The organism is Pseudonocardia sp. DR1-2, from assembly GCF_023717215.1.
In the GTDB taxonomy this organism is placed as follows: domain Bacteria; phylum Actinomycetota; class Actinomycetes; order Mycobacteriales; family Pseudonocardiaceae; genus Pseudonocardia; species Pseudonocardia alni.
This window is the reverse complement of the sequence record NZ_JAMQOF010000007.1, coordinates 49,248-66,412: the sequence shown is the minus strand read 5'-3', so window position 1 is coordinate 66,412 and position 17,165 is coordinate 49,248. Positions and strand designations below refer to the sequence as shown.

Here is a 17,165-nt window from a genome sequence, read left to right as displayed (position 1 = left end):
GTGACGGGGGGCCGGGCGTGCCGGCCGGCCGTGCTCACCCCAGGTCGAGCCCCAGGTCCAGCGCGGTCACCGAGTGGGTCAGCCCGCCGACGGCGAGGAAGTCCACGCCGGTGGCCGCGTAGTCCCGGGCGCTGCCCAGTGCCAGCCCGCCGGAGGACTCCAGCAGCGTCGCCCGGTCCCCGCGCCGCCGCACCGCCTCGGCCGTCTCCGCGACGGTGAAGTTGTCCAGCAGTACCAGCTCGGCGGCGAGCTCCAGGACCTCGTCGAGCTGGTCGAGCGAGTCGACCTCCACCTCGCACGGCAGGTCCGGGGCGAGCGCGCGGGCCGCGGCCAGCGCCGCGGACACCGACCCGGCCGCCGCGACGTGGTTGTCCTTGATCAGCACAGCGTCGCCCAGCCCGAGCCGGTGGTTCACCCCGCCGCCGCACCGCACGGCGTACTTCTCCAGCAGCCGCAGGCCCGGCAGCGTCTTGCGGGTGTCCCGGATCCGGGCCCCGGTGCCGTCGACGGCGTCCACCCAGGCGCGGGTGGCCGTGGCGATCCCGGACAGGTGCGTGAGCAGGTTCAGCGCCGTGCGCTCGGCGGTGAGCAGCCCGCGGACCGGGGCCCGCACCGTGAGCGCCGGGGTCCCGGCGGTGAGCCGGTCACCGTCGGCGGCCCCGGCGAGCACCGCGTACCCGCCCGCGCCCAGCACCTCGTCGAGCACGGCGCGGGCGGCCGGGAGCCCGGCGAGCACCCCGTCGGCCCGCGGGGTGAACGACGCGGTCGCCACGGCCCCGGCGGGCACGGTCGCCGCCGTCGTCGCGTCCGGGCCGTACCGCAGGTCCTCCTCCAGCGCGGTGCGCACGACGCGCAGCAGGTCGTCGGGGTCGGGGACGCCGACCTCGGTGACCCCGCCGACCCCGGCGGCGAGGGTGCTCATGCGACACCCGCCAGCGTCTCGCCGGCCACGACGACCGGCCGTCCCGTGGCGTCGACCCGCACCCGCAGCGACGAGCGCTGGTAGGTGTCGTCCCGGTCCGGGAAGTCGGTGCGCACGTGACAGCCGCGGGTCTCCCGGCGGGTACCGGCCGCGGCCAGCACGGCCTGGGCGACCAGGGTGAGCGCGGCGTCCTCGACCCCGGCGCGGCCGGCCGGGACCGCGGTGGCGGTGACGGCCTCGATCGCGTCCGACGCCCCGGCGAGCCCGGCGGCGTCGCGGCCGATCCCGGCGCTCACCGACATCGCCCGCTGCACCACGGTGCGGTCGGCCACCGGCAGCGCCGGGACCGTCGCGGCCGGGGTCGGCACCCCGGTCGGGCCCGCGTCGGCGAGCACCGCGCGGACCACCCGCTCCCCCACGACCAGCCCCTCCAGCAGCGAGTTCGACGCCAGCCGGTTCGCCCCGTGCAGCCCCGTCCGGGCGACCTCGCCCGCGGCGTAGAGGCCCGGCACCCCGGTCCGCCCGGACGTGTCGGTGACGACGCCGCCACAGGCGTAGTGCGCGGCGGGGGTCACCGGGATCGGCTCGGTCAGCGGGTCGATCCCGGCGGCCCGGCAGGACGCGTACACGGTCGGGAACCGTGCGGCGAACCCCTCGAGCGCGGTGGCGTCGAGCCAGGCGCACGCGCTGCCGGTCTCGGCCATCCGGCGGGTGATCGCCGCGGCGACGACGTCGCGCGGGGCGAGGTCGGCCCGCGGGTGGACACCGGCCATGAACGCGGTGCCGGCCCGGTCGCGCAGGACCGCGCCCTCGCCGCGGACGGCCTCGGTCACCAGCGGGCGACGCCCGGCGGTGCCGCTGCCGGGCCCGGTCCACAGCACGGTCGGGTGGAACTGCACGAACTCCAGGTCCGCGGCGACCGCACCGGCGCGCAGGGCGAGCGCGACGCCGTCGCCGGTGGAGGTGCCCGGGTTGGTGGTGGAGGCGTAGAGCTGGCCGTAGCCGCCGGTCGCGAGCAGCACCGCGGGCGCGGACAGCACCCCGGCGCGACCGTGGGCGTCGAGCACCGTGAGGCCGGCGACCCGGCCGGCGTCACGCAGCACCTCGGCGGCGACGTGCCCGTCGAGCACGGTGAGCTGCGCCGAGCGGGTGGCGGCGACCAGGGCGCGCTCGATCTCCGCGCCGGTCGCGTCACCCCCGGCGTGGACCACCCGGTACGCCGAGTGGCCACCCTCCCGGGTCCGCGCGGGGCGGTCCCCGCTCCGGTCGAACAGGGCGCCGCGGCCGCACAGCCTGCGTACCGCGTCCGGTCCGGCGCGCACGATCGTCCCGACCGCGGCGACGTCGTTCAGCCCGCCGCCCGCGGCGACCGTGTCGGCGACGTGGGAGTCGAGCGAGTCCCCCGCGACGTCGCCGAGCACGACGGCCACCCCGCCCTGCGCCCAGCGGGTGGAGCCCTCGCCGATGCCGTCCTTGGTGACCACCACGACGCGCAGCCCGGCCGCGGCCGCGTCGAGCGCGGCGGTCAGCCCGGCCACCCCGGACCCGACGACGACCAGGTCGGCTCCGGCCTCCCAGCTCACCCCCCGCGCCGTCACTCCCCACCTCCCGGCTGACCGATCTCGATCATCCGCTGCACGGCGGCGCGGCCGCGCGCGGCGAGGTCGGGGTCGACGTGGACCTCGTCGGTGCCCTCGCGGACCGACCGCAGCAGCGCCTCGGCGGTGATCATCTTCATGTAGGGGCAGGACGCGTTCTCGTTCACCGCGCGGAACGCGATCTCCGGGGCGGCCAGGCGCAGCTGGTGCAGCATCCCGACCTCGGTCGCGACGAGCACCTCCGTCGCGCCGGTGGCGCGGGCGGCGTCGATCATGCCGCCGGTGGAGAGGATCCTGACCTGCTCGGCGGGCACCGCGCCGGTGCCCGCCAGGTAGAGCGCCGAGGTCGCGCAGCCGCACTCGGGGTGCACGAACAGGTCGGCGCCGGGGTGGGCCGCGGCCCGCTCGGTGAGCTGCTTGCCGTTGATGCCGGCGTGCACGTGGCACTCCCCGGCCCAGACGTGCATGTTCTCCCGCTCCAGGGTGCGCCGGACGTGCGCGCCGAGGAACTGGTCGGGCAGGAAGAGCACCTCGCGGTCACGCGGGATCGAGTCGACGACCTCGACGGCGTTGGAGGAGGTGCAGCAGATGTCGGTCTCGGCCTTCACCGCGGCGGTGGTGTTGACGTAGGAGACGACGACGGCGCCCGGGTGCTCGGCCTTCCACTCCCGCAGCTGGTCGGCGGTGATCGAGTCGGCCAGCGAGCAGCCGGCCCGCGCGTCGGGGATCAGCACGGTCTTGTCCGGGCTGAGGATCTTGGCGGTCTCGGCCATGAAGTGCACGCCGCAGAACACGATCGTCGACGCCTGGGACTCGGCCGCGATCCGGGACAGCGCGAGCGAGTCCCCCACGTGGTCGGCGACGTCCTGGATCTCGGGCAGCTGGTAGTTGTGCGCCAGCAGGACCGCGTCCCGCTCGCGGGCCAGCGCACGCACCTCGTCGGCCCAGCCGGGGTCGGTCCCCGTGCCGCCGGGTGCCGTCAGCGTTCCGGTCATTGCGCCCTCCCGGGCCGTGTCGGGTTTTCGCCTAGCGGGCGGAAACTGATCGGATGGTAGCACCGGTCGCGCGCCACCGACACCTCCGTCGTGACCGGGACCTCACCCGACGGACACCCCGCCGTCACGTCCCGGTGCCGCGGCCGGTCCGCCCTAGGCTGGCCCCGTGACACCGCCACCCGCCCTGCACGAGGTCCTCGCCGTCGTGCTCAGGATCCGGGAGGGCCGGGCGGGCGCCCTGCTCTGGCAGCGGGCCCTGGACCCGGACGCCGGACGCTGGGCGCTGCCCGGCGGCACCCTGGGCCCCGACGAGGACGTCGAGACCTCCGTGCGCCGCCAGCTCGCCGAGAAGGTCGACGTCCGCGAGGTCGCCCACGTCGAGCAGCTGTCGGTCTTCTCCGACCCGGCCCGTGTGTCCGGGGAGCGCCGCATCGCCACCGCGTTCCTCGGCCTGGTCCCCTCCGACGCGGACCCCGAGCTGCCCGGGGACACGGCGTGGCACGACGTCGAGGACCTGCCCGCGACCGCGTTCGACCACGCCGCGATCGTCGCGGCGGGGCGGGACCGCCTGCGGGCCAAGCTCTCCTACACCAACCTCGGGTTCGCGCTCGCCCCCGCGGAGTTCACGATCTCGACCCTGCGCGAGCACTACGTGGCCGCGCTGGGCCACGAGGTCTCGGCGACGAACCTGCAGCGCGTCCTCACCCGTCGCGGCCTGCTGGAGCCCACCGGGGAGGTCGTCCCGTCGGGCCGTTCCGGCGGCCGCCCGGCCGCGGTCTTCCGGTTCACCGACCGCGGGATGCGGGTCACCGACGCGTTCGCCGTGCTCCGGCCACCTGCGCGACCCGGCGGGCCCCGCGACGGCGTACTACCGTGAGCCGGTGTCCGCCATGCTCCCGCTGTTCCCGCTGGGGACGGTGCTGATGCCGGGTGCGGCGCTTCCCCTCCACATCTTCGAGCCCCGCTACCGCCAGCTCACCGTCGACCTGCTCACCGGTGCCGTCCCCGACCGCGAGTTCGGTGTCGTCGCGGTGCGCGAGGGCCATTCGCCGGACCGTTCCGGGGCCGCCGGGATGCACGCCGTCGGCTGCACCGCGGTGCTCATCGACGCCCGCCGGCTGCCCGACGGCCGCTACGACGTCGTCACCCGCGGGGCCCGCCGCTTCCGGCTGCTCGACCTCGACGCGGGCTCGCACTCCTACCTCTGCGGCGAGGTCGAGTTCCTGCCCGACGACACCGGCGACGAGGCCGACCCGCGGCTGGTGGCGATGCTGGAGCGGTCCGCCCGCGCGGCGCACCGCGAGTACTGCGACACCGCGTGGCGGACCGGTGACTGGTCCGAGCCCGCCGACGACACCCCCACCGCCGACCTCGCGCACCTGCTGGCCGGGGACTGCCTGCTGCCCCTGGGCGACCGCCAGCTCCTGCTGGAGCAGACCAGCGCGGTGCAGCGGCTCCGGGAGATCCGCAGGCTGCTCGCCCGCGAGCGCGGCCTGCTGGAGACCCTGCGGGCGGTGCCCGCGCCGCTCGGGTCGTTCCCCGACGAGCACAGCCCGAACTGAGCTCACCCGCCGACGGCGAGGTGCGGCCCCTCCCAGCGCCGGCGCAGCCACCGGTCGTGCGAGGTGACGACGACCGTCCCCGGCGCAGTGCCGAGCGCCGACTCCAGCTCCCCGGCCAGCCGCAGCGAGACGTGGTTGGTCGGCTCGTCGAGCAGCAGCAGGTCCGGGGCGTCGGCGACGACGACGGCCAGGGCCAGCCGCCGCCGCTGGCCGAGGCTGAGCTCTCCGACCGCGGTGCCGTGCTCGCGCGGGTGCAGCAGCCCCAGCTCGCGCAGCGGAACGGTCTCCGCCCGCTCCACGCCGACGGCCTCGGCGTAGGCGGTCGCGGCGCTGCGGTCGGGCGGGCCGACGTCGGGGTCCTGGGCCAGCAGGCCGACCCGGCGCGCCCGGACGTCCACGGTGCCCGCGTCCGGAGCGAGGTCGGCGTGCAGGACCGCCAGCAGGGTCGACTTCCCGGCCCCGTTGGGGCCGGTGACCAGCAGCTTCTCCCCCACGGCCAGGTCGAGCAGGTCGAGCCGCAGCCTGCCGTCGATCCGCAGGTCCCGCACGCTCACGGCGAGCCCGCCGGCCGGGGCGTCGCCGGTGAGGTGCCCGGCGAACTCCAGCGGCCGGGGCGGCCTGCGGACCGCCTCGCGCTCGGCGACCTCCAGGCGGCGCTGCGCGTCGTGGACCCGGCGGGCCCGGGTGCGTTCGACGCCCGCCCCCTTGAAGGCGTGGATGAACTTGTCGTTGTCGCGCGGGCCGCGCCCGGGGGCGATCGTCGACAGCCCGGCCCGCGCCTTCTCCCGCAGCGCGGCGATCTCCTCCTGCTCCGCGGCGAAGCGCTCCTCCCAGCGGCGGCGGCTCGCCGCGGCGGCGTCGAGGTACTCGGTGAACGAGCCGCCGAACCGGCGCCCGCCGTACCCGTCGGTGCCGAGCTCGCCGGCGTCGAGGTCGAGCAGCTCGGTGCAGACCCGGTCGAGGAAGGTGCGGTCGTGGCTCGCCGCGACGACGACGCCGGGCAGCTCCACCAGCGAGCGTTCCAGCAGTTCCAGGGCGGCGTCGTCGAGGTGGTTGGTGGGTTCGTCGAGCAGCAGCACCGCGGGGCGGCGGACCAGGGCGGCGGCCATCGCGAGCCGGGTGCGCTCGCCCCCGGACAGGGTCGCGACCGGCCGGTCCCGCTCCAGGTCGGCGACACCGAGCGTGCCCGCGGTGACCTCGGCGCGCCGGTCGGCGTCCCACGCGTCGTGGGCGATCGCCCAGGCCAGCACCCGGTCGTAGGCGGCGGCGCCGCTGCCGTCGGCCAGACCGGCGGCCAGGCGCTCCAGCTCGGCGACGGCGTCGTGCAGCGGGCGCAGCGCCGCGTCGAGCAGGTCGCCGACGGTCCCCCCGTCGCCCAGGTCGGGTTCCTGCGGCAGGTACACCCGGTCCGCGGGAACCGTGAGCGTCCCGCCGTCCGGGGTGTCGACGCCGGCGAGCAGCCGCAGCAGTGTGGACTTGCCCGAGCCGTTCTCCCCGATCAGGCCGACCCGGGTGCCCGGCGCGGCGACGAGGTCGACGCCGTCGAGCACCGGCGGACGGCCGGCGCGGGCGGCGTGGGAACGGACCAGCCCGCGGGCGGTGACGGCGTGGACCTGCTCGGTCGATGACATGACGACGACTCCGGTGGAGACGGAGGAGGACCGCAGGGGCGTGTGCCGCGTCCGCGGTCGAGGGGGTCGTCAGTGCCTCATGATGACGGCGACCCTACCGGGTGCGCCCGCACGGGCGCACCCGGGTTTCAGCGCCAGCCGTAGCGCGACCGCAGCTCGTCCGCGACCCGGTCGAACCGCGCCCGGTCCAGCACCGCACCCTCCCGGCGGATGCCGTGCTCCTCGACCTCCAGCACCCGGTCGAGCCGGATGTAGGAGTCGCGGCCCTCGCGGTCCCAGGCGCCGGAGCCGATCCCGACCCAGTCCGGGTCGTGGGCCCGCTTGTCCTGGCTGGACAGCATCAGCCCGAGCAGCTCGCCACCCGAGCGCCCGACGACGAGCAGCGGCCGGTCCTTGCCCTGGCTCGCGTCCTCCTCGTAGGGCACCCAGGTCCAGACGATCTCGCCGGGGTCCGCGGCGCCGTCGGGCTCGGGGGCGTAGGCGACCTCCCGGGCACGGTCGCCGGTGGGCGCGGTGCGCACCCGCCCGGCCGTCGGCGGCGGGCCGGGCCGGGCGCCGCCGTGGCCGCGCCGCGGGTCCTGCCCGTCCTTCTGCGAGTCCTTCAGGAACTGCACCGCCAGATCCGCGGCCTTGCGCAGCACCGAGCCCCAGTTGATCGCCATGCCGCCCAGCCTGCCGCACGTGCGGCACGTCACGACCACCGGGCGCGCATGAACGGTTCCGCATACGGGAAGGCCGGGGGCATGAAGGCGACTCTGATCCACGGCACGCACGACATCCGGGTCTCGTCCGACGTACCGGACCCGGTCATCCGTGACGACACCGATGCGATCGTGCGCGTGCTGCGCTCCTGCATCTGCGGCAGCGACCTGTGGCCGTACAACTCGGCCGACGACAACCCGCAGGGCGACCGGATCGGCCACGAGTTCCTCGGCGTGATCGAGGAGGTCGGGTCCGGGGTGCGGAACCGCACGGCGGGCCAGCTCGTCGTCGCACCGTTCGTCTGGGCCGACAACACCTGCGACTTCTGCGCGCAGGGGCTGCAGACCTCGTGCCGGCACGGCGGCGGCTGGGGCTCCGACGGCACCGACGGCGGCCAGGGCGAGGCGGTGCGCGTCCCGTTCGCCGACGGCACCCTGGTCCCGATGCCGGGCGAGCCGGACGACGCGCTGCTCGCGTCGATGCTCACCCTGTCCGACGTGTTCTCCACCGGCCACCACGCCGCGGTCTCGGCGCGGGTGCGCCGCGGAGACACCGTGGCCGTCGTCGGCGACGGTGCGGTCGGGCTGTGCGCGGTGCTCGCGGCGAAGCGCCTCGGCGCCGAGCGGATCATCCTGCTCGGCAGGCACACCGACCGCACCGACCTGGGCCGCGAGTTCGGCGCCACCGACGTCGTGGCCGAGCGCGGCGACGAGGCGGTCGAGAAGGTGCGCGAGCTGACCGGCGGCGACGGCGTGGACGCCGCGCTGGAGTGCGTCGGCTACGTGGAGGCGATCCGCACCGCCATCGAGGTGACGAAGGACGGCAGGCTGGTCGGCCGCGTCGGCGTCTCGCAGTACTCCGACATCCCGCTCGGCGTCGGCGAGTTCATGCGCAACGTCGGCGTGCACGGTGGCGTCGCCCCGGCGCGCGCCTACATCGAGGAGCTGCTGCCCGACGTGCTGGAGGGCCGCATCCAGCCCGGACGGGTCTTCGACCGCACCATCGGTCTCGACGAGGTCCCCGACGGCTACCGCGCGATGAACGACCGCGAGGCGCTGAAGGTCCTGATCAAGCCCTGACCCGTGCGGACACCGGCGCGGCCCCCGCCACCGCGGGGGCCGCGCGCGGCGGCGGGTCAGGACGAGGTGCGCTCGCCGTGCCGGCTGCACCGGGCCGTCCAGCCGACCGGGTGGACCTGCACCACCATCCGCCGTGCGCAGTCCGGGCAGAACCGCGGCGGCTCCAGCTCGCGCCGCGCCGCGCACCGGTCGTGCCCGGCCGCGGAGTCCGGCGACCCGCACTGGTCGCAGTACCGGCCCCCGTCCTCGCGGGTCGGCGTGCCCACCGGCGCCGTCACAGCGTCTCGTTGAGGGCCTTGATCGGCATCTCCAGCTCGCCGAGCAGGTCGATGTCGGACTCGGCCGGACGCCCCAGCGTCGTCAGGTAGTTCCCGACGATCACCGCGTTGATCCCGCCGAGCAGGCCCTTGCGGGCGCCCAGGTCGCCGAGGGTGATCTCGCGGCCACCGGCGAAGCGCAGGATCGTGCGCGGCAGCGCCAGGCGGAACGCGGCGACGGTGCGCAGCGCGTCCGGCCCGGACATCGGCTCCAGGTCCCCGAACGGGGTGCCCGGGCGCGGGTTGAGGAAGTTCAGCGGCACCTCGTCGGGCTCCAGCTCGGCGAGCTGCCCGGCGAACTCGGCGCGCTGGTCCAGGGTCTCCCCCATCCCGACGATGCCGCCGCAGCACACCTCCATGCCGGCGTCACGGACCATGCGCAGGGTGTCCCAGCGCTCCTCCCAGGTGTGGGTGGTGACCACGTTCGGGAAGTGGCTGCGGGCGGTCTCGAGGTTGTGGTTGTAGCGGTGCACGCCCATCGCGGCGAGCTCGCCGACCTGCTCGGCCGTGAGCATCCCCAGCGAGCACGCGATGTTGATGTCGACCTCGTCGCGGATCGCCGCGATGCCCGCGGCGACCTGGGACATGAGCCGCTCGTCGGGCCCGCGGACGGCGGCGACGATGCAGAACTCGGTGGCCCCGGTCTTCGCGGTCTGCTTGGCGGCCTCGACGAGCATCGGGATGTCCAGCCAGGCCGAGCGCACCGGCGAGGCGAACAGGCCCGACTGGGAGCAGAAGTGACAGTCCTCCGGGCAGCCGCCGGTCTTGAGCGAGATGATCCCCTCGACCTCGACGTCCGGCCCGCACCAGCGCATCCGCACCTCGTGGGCCAGCTCGAGCAGGTCGTCGAGACGGTCGTCGGGCAGGTCGAGCACCTCGCGCACCTGGGTGACGGTGAGGCCGCGACCCTGGTCGAGGACCTGGTCGCGCGCGACGGTGAGGACGTCGGTCCGGGCGGTCGTCATGCCCGTGGATCCTGCCAGTCACCCAGCTGGATCGGACCCAGTGTGTCCCGGGCCACCGCGGCGAAACGGTCCGGTGTCACCCGTCCGAGCCCCTCGGGCAGCAGGCCGCGGACCCGCGCCCGGGTGATCATCGGCAGGTCCTGGAGGTTGCAGCGCTCCGCCAGGTCCGGCTCCGCCGGCCAGGACCCGATCACGATCCCCGCGCAGGTCAGGCCGCGCGCCCGGAGCGCCTCGACGGTGAGCGCGGTGTGGTTGAGCGTGCCGAGCCCGGACGCCGCGACCACCACGACCGGGGCGCCGAGCAGCCGGGCGACGTCGGCGAGGGTGCCGCCCTCGTCGGTGAACCGGACGAGCAGCCCGCCCGCACCCTCGACGAGGACGAGGTCGTGGTGGTCGGCCAGCGTCCGCGCGGTCACCGCGGCCTGCTCCGGGGTCACCGGGCATGCCCCGCAGCGCCGGGCCGCGGTCGCCGGGGCCAGCGGGTCGGGGTAGCGGGCCAGCTCCCGGGTGGTGACCTCGGGGACGAGGCGGGCGACCTCGTCGACGTCGCCGGGATCGTCCGGGCCGACCCCGGTCTGAGCGGGCTTGAGCACCGCCACCCGCTCCCCCGCCGCGACCGCGACGGCGGCCAGCGCGGCGGTGGCGACGGTCTTGCCGACCCCGGTGCCGGTGCCGGTGACGACCACGAACCGCCCGGTCACGCCCGGGCCCCCGTCCGGGCGTCGGCGAGCACCTCGGCGAGCACGCCGGTCGCGAACGACAGCTGCGCCCCGGTCAGCCCGGCACGGGCGGTGAGCCGGAGCCGGGAGGTGCCCGGCGGGACCGACGGCGGCCGGAAGCAGCCCACCCGCAGACCGCGCCGCAGGCAGGCGGCGGCCGCGGCGACCGCGGGGCCGGGCTCGCCCAGCACCACCGGGACGACCGCGGACACCGGCACCGCCGCGTCGCAGGCGGCGGCGAGCGCACCGGCGACCCGCAGCACGTCCGCGGCCCGCTCGGGCTCGGAGGCGAGCACCCGCAGCGCGGCCAGCGCCGCACCCGTCGCGGCGGGGGCGAGGCCGGTGTCGAAGATGAACGAGCGCGCGGAGTCGACCAGGTGCGCGGTGACCGCGGCCGGGCCGAGCACCGCACCGCCCTGGCTGCCGAGCGCCTTGGACAGGGTGACGGTGGCGACGACGTCGTCCGCCCCGGCCAGCCCGGTCTCGGCGAGCAGGCCGCGCCCGCCCGGACCGCGTACCCCGAGCCCGTGGGCCTCGTCGGCGAGCAGCACCGCGCCGCGGGCCCGGCAGACCCGGTGCAGCGCGGCGAGCGGGGCGAGGTCGCCGTCGGCGGACCCGACCGAGTCGGTGACGACGAGCGCGCGGGTCTCGGTGCGGGCGGCCAGCGCGGCGTCGACGGCGTCGACGTCGGCGTGCGGCACGACGACCACCCGGGCCCGGGAGAGCCGGCAGGCGTCGACCAGGGAGGCGTGCGCGGCGGCGTCGGACACGATCAGCGCGCCGGGGCCGGTGAGCGCGGTGACCACCCCGAGGTTGGCGGTGTAGCCGGAGGAGAACACCAGGGCGTCGTCGTGGCCGCAGAACGCGGCGAGCTCGGCCTCCAGCTCGGCGTGCAGCGCGGTCGAGCCGGTGACCAGCCGTGACCCGGTGGCGCCCGCACCCCAGGTGCGCAGCGCCGCGGTCGCCCCGGCGACGACCCGCGGGTCGGCCGAGAGCCCGAGGTAGTCGTTGCCGGCGAGGTCGAGCGCGGGCCCGCCCGCGGGGTCGGCCGGACGCGGGGACAGCCTGCGGCGCAGACCGGCCTCGGTTCGGGCGCGGGCGTGGGTGTCGAGCCAGGCCAGCGGGCGGGGTCCGGGCGGCGTCGGGTCGGGGCCGGTCACGCCCACACCCTAGGCACGACGGAGCCCCGCCCACCCTGAGGTGTGCGGGGCTCCGGGGGTCGTGCGGACGCCGGGTCAGGCCTGCGGCGCCTCACCCTCCTGCTTCTCCTGCTCGGCGACGGCGGCGCGGACCTCGTCCATGTCGACCGCCTTCACCTGGCCGATGAGGTCCTCGAGGGCCTCGGCGGGCAGCGCGCCCGGCTCGGAGTAGAGCACCACGCCGTCGCGGACGGCCATCACGGTCGGGATCGAGGAGATCCCGAACGCACCGGCCAGCGCCTGCTGGGCCTCGGTGTCGACCTTGCCGAAGGTCACGTCCTGGTGCTTCTCGGAGGCGGCGTCGTAGACGGGGGCGAACTGGGTGCACGGCCCGCACCAGGACGCCCAGAAGTCGATGAGCACGGTCGTCCCGGGCGCACCCACGACGTCGTCGAAGTTGTCGGTGGTCAGTTCCACGGTGGCCATACGGTCCCCAACGACGTCGTGGGTGCGGATTGTTCCCGGATGCGCGGGCTCAGACCTTCAGCAGCCGGCGGGCGGCGGCGGTGGCCCCGTGCCCGTGTCCGGCGGCGATCCGGTCGAGGTCCGAGACCCCGGTGCCGAGGTCGGCGCGGGGCTCGACGAACCGGCCCGCGGCCTCGTCGAGGACGAGCACACGGGCGCTGCGGATGTCGTAGAACAGGCCCAGCACCTCGGCGCCGGAGTCCTGCGCCCGCAGCATCTCCAGCTGCATCGCCACGTTCACCATCGCCAGCTGGTCGGCCTCGCCGAACCCGTCCCGCGCGGCGGCGACGGCGACCGGGTGACCGTTCTCGTAGGCGCGCAGCACCGGCCGCGCCTCGCGCAGCCACTGGCCGAGCGCGGAGTCCCCGCTCGCGCCGCCGGCGAGCAGCCCCTGCATCGCCCCGCAGCCGGAGTGCCCGCAGACGGCGACGATCGGCACGTCGAGGGTGCCGGTCGCGAACTCGACGGCGGCCGCGGTGCCGGGCCCGACGACGAGGTTGCCGACGTTCTGCACGGTGAACACGTCGCCCGGGCCGCTGTGGGTGATGACGTGCGGCAGCACCCGGGAGTCCGCGCAGGTGATCATCATCGCGGACGGGGACTGCCCGTCGGCGAGCCCGGTCATGGTCGGGAGGATCGCCTCGGAGGTGTTGTCGTGGTACGCGGCGACGCCCGCCATCAGCGTCCCCGACGCACGCCCCTCGGTCTCCCTGCCCTGCCACTCGCCCCAGGTCAGGAAGCCGGCGCCGGGCGCGGTGGCGCGGCGGGCCTGCTCGGGCTCGATCACGGTCACGGTGGCGCCGGTGCCCTCGTGGCGGGCCTTCCAGGCGAGCAGGTGGTCGTAGGCGGCGTGGTCGAGGTAGTCGGTGACCAGCCGGACGGTGACGTCGCAGCCGCGCGGGACGGAGTTCAGCTCGCGGGACAGCCGCGGCACGGCCAGGAAGCTCAGCGAGCCCTCGACGACGAGCTCGCAGCTGCCGTCGTCGGCCTGCTCCAGGTGCGGGCGGGACCGGACGGCGCGCCAGAGCAGCATCAGCCCGGCCAGGACCAGCCCGATGACGACGCCCTCGAGCAGGTTCAGGAACACGACGCCGAGCAGGGTGGCGGCGTAGATGGCCAGCTCACCGTGCTGCCGGGCGGTGCGGATCTCGGCCGGCTTGACCAGCCCGACACCCATCATGACCAGCAGACCGGCCAGTGCGGCCATCGGGATCAGCTCGATGACGCCGATCAGCACGATCGCGAACAGCGCGATCCAGACGCCGTGCAGCACCGCCGACGCGCGGGTCTCGGCGCCGGCCTTGACGTTCGCGGCGGACCGGACGATCACACCGGTGATGGGCAGGCCGCCGATCATGCCGGAGACGGTGTTGGCGGCACCCTGGCCGAGCAGCTCACGGTCGGTGTCGGTGCGGGTGCCGGGCCTCATGCGCTCCACCGCGACGGCGGACAGCAGCGACTCGACGCTCGCGATCAGCGCGATGGTCAGCATGCCGAACAGCACGCCGCCCCAGTTCGACTCCGGCAGCGCGGGCAGCGACAGCGCGTCCAGGAGCGAGCCCCCCAGCTGCACCCGGACGACGTCGGCGAAGGCGAGGGAGACGACGGTGGCCGTGACGATCGCGACCAGCGCGGCCGGGACGACGGTCACCTTCGCGGGCAGCCGGTTCCAGGTCAGCATGATCGCGATGACGATGCCGCCGAGGAGCAGCGCGGGCCAGGACAGGTTCGCGATCGCGCCGGGCAGCGCGGCGATCGAGTTGACGCCGCCGGTCTGCGCCTGACCACCGAACACGACGTTCAGCTGGCCGAGGGCGATGGTGGCGCCGATGCCCGCGAGCATGCCGTGCACGACGGCGGGCGGGATGGCCTGGGCGAACCGGGACAGCCGGGTCAGCCCGAAGACGATCTGCAGGACACCGGCGCCCGCGGTGATCAGCGTGGTGACCTGCCAGCCGAAGGTGTTGACCAGCTCGGCGACGATGACGGTCAGACCGGCGGCGGGGCCGGAGACCTGGAGCTTGGAGCCGCCGAGCAGACCGGCGACGACGGCACCGACGACGGCGGCGATGAGGCCGGCCAGGATCGGGGCGCCGGAGGCGACGGCGATGCCCAGCGACAGGGGCACCGCCACGAGGAACACGACGATCGAGGCGGAGAAGTCCGCCCGGGCGTGCGGGAACGTGCGGCCGAACCAGGAGCCGCCCGGCGGCGAGTGCTCACCGCGGCCGGACTCGGCCGGGGCGTGCTCGTGGTCCTGCACGCGGTGTTCGGAGTTACTCGTGGGGCTGGTGGTGCTGGAGTGACTGTGCGTGGGCACCGGATCCTCCGTATCGGTCCGTGGGGGGCGCCGGACCGCGACGGTGCGGTCGACTGGGGCGGGTCGCGCGGTGCGCGACCGGCGGAGCGGGTGCGGCCGACCGGACGAATGCGACCGGCCGACACCGTTTCACCCCGACCACGGAAACGGATCATGATGAGAACGCTTCTCATCGTTTCGGACGTCCACGACGAAACGCCCGGTCAGCGCCGTACACCTCTGCGTAACGTGAGGTGGAACACACCGAAGTCCACCGGATCGGTGGTCCGGATCACGGACTCAGCGCTGATCCCGCTGCCCGGCAAGGGCTGCGGCCCGCATCCCGGCGGTGATCAGCGCCACGTCGTCGCGGGTGCTGACGAACGGCGGCATCGCGTAGACGAGGTTGCGGAAGGGCCGTAGCCAGACCCCGGCGAGCACCGCGGCGGCGGTCGCGGCGGCGACGTCGACCTCCTCGGCCATCTCGACGACACCGATAGCGCCCAGGATCCGGACCTCCCGCACGCCCGGCAGCGACCGGGCGGGGGCCAGCCCGGCGCGCAGCCCGGCGGCGACGTCCTTCACCTCGCGCCGCCAGTCGCGTTCGAGCAGCAGCGACACCGAGGCGTGGGCGACGGCGGCGGCGAGCGGGTTGCCCATGAACGTCGGCCCGTGCATGAGCACCCCGGCCTCGCCGTCGGTGATGCCGCGGGCCACCCGGGTGCTGCACAGGGTCGCGGCCATCGTCAGGTAGCCGCCGGTCAGCGCCTTGCCGACGCACATCACGTCCGGGGCGACGGCGGCGTGGTCGGCGGCGAACAGCTCGCCGGTGCGGCCGAAGCCGGTGGCGATCTCGTCGAACACGAGCAGCACGTCGTGGGCGTGGCACAGCTCGCGCAGCACGTGCAGGTAGCGGGGGTCGTGGAAGCGCATCCCCCCGGCGCCCTGCACCACCGGCTCGACGACCACCGCGGCCAGCTCGTCGGCGTGGGTCTCGACGAGCTCGGCGAGGTGGGCGACGTAGTCGTGGGTGAAGTCCTCCGGTGGGGCGTCGGCGAACACCTGCTGCGGGAGGACGTCGGACCACAGCGAGTGCATGCCGCCGTCGGGGTCGCAGACGCTCATCGCACCGAAGGTGTCGCCGTGGTAGCCGCGCCGCCACGTCATCAGCCGGTGCTTGCCGGGGCGGCCGCGGGACCGCCAGTACTGCAGGCACATCTTGATGGCGACCTCGACCGACACCGATCCGGAGTCGGCCAGGAACACGTGCTCCAGCCCCTCCGGGCTGACGTCCACGAGCAGCCGGGCCAGGTCGACGGCCGGGCCGTGGGTCAGGCCGCCGAACATCACGTGGCTCATCCGGCCGAGCTGGTCGCGTACCGCCGCGTCGAGCCGCGGGTGGCGGTAGCCGTGGATGGCCGACCACCACGACGACATCCCGTCGACGAGCTCACGGCCGTCGGGCAGCCTCAGCCGCACCCCCTGCGCGGACTCCACGACGATCGGCGCCCGGGTCGCCGGCATCGGCGCGTAGGGGTGCCAGACGTGGTCCCGGTCGGTGGCGAGCAGTGCCCCCGTGTCGAGCGGGGATCCGGAGACGGTCGGGTCCGGGACACGCCCGGGGCCTGCGGTGGTCACGGACGCCCACGCTAGTGCCGACCCTCTACGCTGGCCCGACCATGGCCACGCCCGACTCCGTGTACGAGCCGGAGGGGCCCGACGGGTCGGCCCTGCGCCGTCGCGAGCTCGGGCAGACCTCCGCACGATCGTTGCTGCTCACCGTGCTGGGCGAGTTCGTCCTCCCGGCCGGGGAACCGGTCTGGACCCGGGCCCTGCTCGACGTGCTGGGCGCGCTCGGGGTGGAGGCCAAGTCGGCCCGCCAGGCGCTGGCCCGCACCGCGGGCGAGGGCCTGCTGACCTCCGACCGCGACGGCCGCCGGGTCCGCTGGTCGCTCACCCCCGCCGGGTCGGAGCTGCTGTCCGACGGCGCCGCCCGCATCTACGGCTTCGGTCGTCCGACGACCGGCTGGGACGGCCGCTGGCTGGTCCTGCTCGCCTCGGTCCCGGAGTCGCGCCGACGCCTGCGCCACCGGCTGCGCACCCGGCTGGCCTGGGCCGGGCTGGGCTCCCCCGCCCCCGGGGTGTGGGTCAGTCCCGACCCCGGCAAGGAGGCCCGCGTCGCGGCGGTGCTCGACGAGCTCGACCTCGCCGGGTCCGGGTACTCCTTCGTCGGGCACTACGGCGGCATCGGCCGCGCCGACGACATCGTGGCCCAGGCCTGGGATCTCGACGTCGTGGAACGGGCCTACTCGGAGTTCCTCGACGAGTTCGGCCCCCACCTCGACGCGGTCTCCGCCGCGTCCTGCGCGGCCGCCGCCACCTCGGCCCCGGGCGCCGCCGGGCCCGCCACCGACGACGGCGGCGACGTCCTCGCCCGCCAGGTCCGCCTGGTCCACGCCTGGCGACGGTTCCCGTTTCTGGACCCCGAGCTGCCCGCCGAGCTGCTGCCCGAGCAGTGGGCCGGGTCCCGCGCGGCGGAGCTGTTCACCACGCTGCACGAGCGCTGGGACGCCCCCGCCCGCGCCGCCTGGGCCGACCTGGCCCGCCGGGCCTGAGCCCTGCCCACCGCGACACCCCGCCGCACCCGGGCCGCCCGTCGCGCGCCGGCGGCACGGGCCGGTCGGCGCCGCACCCCACACCCCCCACACCCGT

Annotated in this window: 16 protein-coding genes; 4 read left to right on the top strand and 12 right to left on the bottom strand. The window is 75.7% G+C overall.

Features of this window, described 5'->3' with window-relative positions; all coding sequences use genetic code 11:
- Positions 1-34 precede the first annotated feature (34 nt).
- The 3 genes from nadC to nadA are packed head-to-tail and all read right to left on the bottom strand — an operon-like array spanning position 35 to position 3,515.
- Positions 35-922 (bottom strand): carboxylating nicotinate-nucleotide diphosphorylase, encoded by an 888-nt coding sequence (gene nadC / locus ND486_RS20915; RefSeq protein WP_251786023.1) that lies wholly within the window; start codon positions 920-922, stop codon positions 35-37.
- The gene (locus ND486_RS20910; RefSeq protein ID WP_251786014.1) at positions 919-2,520 is read right to left on the bottom strand and encodes an L-aspartate oxidase; all 1,602 of its coding nucleotides are present in this window, start codon (positions 2,518-2,520) and stop codon (positions 919-921) included. The genes nadC and ND486_RS20910 overlap by 4 nt, the downstream gene beginning before the upstream one ends.
- Positions 2,517-3,515 (bottom strand): quinolinate synthase NadA, encoded by a 999-nt coding sequence (gene nadA / locus ND486_RS20905; protein WP_062402227.1) that lies wholly within the window; start codon positions 3,513-3,515, stop codon positions 2,517-2,519. The genes ND486_RS20910 and nadA overlap by 4 nt, the downstream gene beginning before the upstream one ends.
- 166 nt (positions 3,516-3,681) lie before the next feature.
- Here nadA and ND486_RS20900 point away from each other — a divergent pair, with 166 nt between their 5' ends.
- Both ND486_RS20900 and ND486_RS20895 read left to right on the top strand, forming a co-directional pair.
- A complete protein-coding gene (locus tag ND486_RS20900; RefSeq protein WP_308215869.1) occupies positions 3,682-4,392 on the top strand; it encodes an NUDIX domain-containing protein in 711 nt (236 codons plus the stop codon).
- Between the two features lie 13 nt (positions 4,393-4,405).
- A complete protein-coding gene (locus tag ND486_RS20895) occupies positions 4,406-5,077 on the top strand; it encodes an LON peptidase substrate-binding domain-containing protein (protein WP_226356707.1) in 672 nt (223 codons plus the stop codon).
- A gap of 2 nt (positions 5,078-5,079) precedes the next feature.
- On the opposite strand, the gene ND486_RS20890 is transcribed toward ND486_RS20895, so the two are convergent.
- Positions 5,080-6,708 (bottom strand): ABC-F family ATP-binding cassette domain-containing protein, encoded by a 1,629-nt coding sequence (locus tag ND486_RS20890; protein ID WP_251786012.1) that lies wholly within the window; start codon positions 6,706-6,708, stop codon positions 5,080-5,082.
- A 128-nt stretch (positions 6,709-6,836) separates the two neighbouring features.
- Entirely contained in the window at positions 6,837-7,370 is a 534-nt protein-coding gene (locus tag ND486_RS20885; protein ID WP_251786010.1) for a type II toxin-antitoxin system PemK/MazF family toxin, read from the bottom strand.
- A gap of 81 nt (positions 7,371-7,451) precedes the next feature.
- Here ND486_RS20885 and ND486_RS20880 point away from each other — a divergent pair, with 81 nt between their 5' ends.
- The gene (locus tag ND486_RS20880; protein ID WP_100880954.1) at positions 7,452-8,489 is read left to right on the top strand and encodes a zinc-dependent alcohol dehydrogenase family protein; all 1,038 of its coding nucleotides are present in this window, start codon (positions 7,452-7,454) and stop codon (positions 8,487-8,489) included.
- Positions 8,490-8,545: 56 nt separating this feature from the next.
- Here ND486_RS20880 and ND486_RS20875 read toward each other — a convergent pair whose 3' ends face one another.
- The 7 genes from ND486_RS20875 to ND486_RS20845 form a co-directional block, all read right to left on the bottom strand.
- Positions 8,546-8,767, bottom strand: coding sequence for a hypothetical protein (locus ND486_RS20875; RefSeq protein ID WP_218622632.1), 222 nt, complete (start codon positions 8,765-8,767; stop codon positions 8,546-8,548).
- Positions 8,764-9,771, bottom strand: coding sequence for a biotin synthase BioB (gene bioB / locus ND486_RS20870; protein WP_224402891.1), 1,008 nt, complete (start codon positions 9,769-9,771; stop codon positions 8,764-8,766). Before bioB ends, ND486_RS20875 begins: the two co-directional genes overlap by 4 nt.
- A complete protein-coding gene (gene bioD / locus ND486_RS20865) occupies positions 9,768-10,472 on the bottom strand; it encodes a dethiobiotin synthase (RefSeq protein WP_251786009.1) in 705 nt (234 codons plus the stop codon). The genes bioB and bioD overlap by 4 nt, the downstream gene beginning before the upstream one ends.
- Positions 10,469-11,650 (bottom strand): 8-amino-7-oxononanoate synthase, encoded by a 1,182-nt coding sequence (locus ND486_RS20860; RefSeq protein WP_062404560.1) that lies wholly within the window; start codon positions 11,648-11,650, stop codon positions 10,469-10,471. Before ND486_RS20860 ends, bioD begins: the two co-directional genes overlap by 4 nt.
- Before the next feature lie 75 nt (positions 11,651-11,725).
- Complete coding sequence (locus ND486_RS20855) at positions 11,726-12,115, bottom strand: co-chaperone YbbN (RefSeq protein WP_062402218.1); 390 nt, start codon at positions 12,113-12,115, stop codon at positions 11,726-11,728.
- 49 nt (positions 12,116-12,164) lie between these two features.
- Positions 12,165-14,474: a bifunctional SulP family inorganic anion transporter/carbonic anhydrase gene (locus ND486_RS29880; RefSeq protein WP_251786007.1), complete on the bottom strand. Its 2,310-nt coding sequence runs from the start codon at positions 14,472-14,474 to the stop codon at positions 12,165-12,167.
- Positions 14,475-14,753: 279 nt separating this feature from the next.
- On the bottom strand, positions 14,754-16,091 hold the full coding sequence (locus tag ND486_RS20845; protein ID WP_374231511.1) for an adenosylmethionine--8-amino-7-oxononanoate transaminase: 1,338 nt from the start codon (positions 16,089-16,091) through the stop codon (positions 14,754-14,756).
- Between the two features lie 41 nt (positions 16,092-16,132).
- Here ND486_RS20845 and ND486_RS20840 point away from each other — a divergent pair, with 41 nt between their 5' ends.
- Positions 16,133-17,068: a PaaX family transcriptional regulator C-terminal domain-containing protein gene (locus ND486_RS20840; RefSeq protein ID WP_251786006.1), complete on the top strand. Its 936-nt coding sequence runs from the start codon at positions 16,133-16,135 to the stop codon at positions 17,066-17,068.
- Positions 17,069-17,165 lie beyond the last annotated feature (97 nt).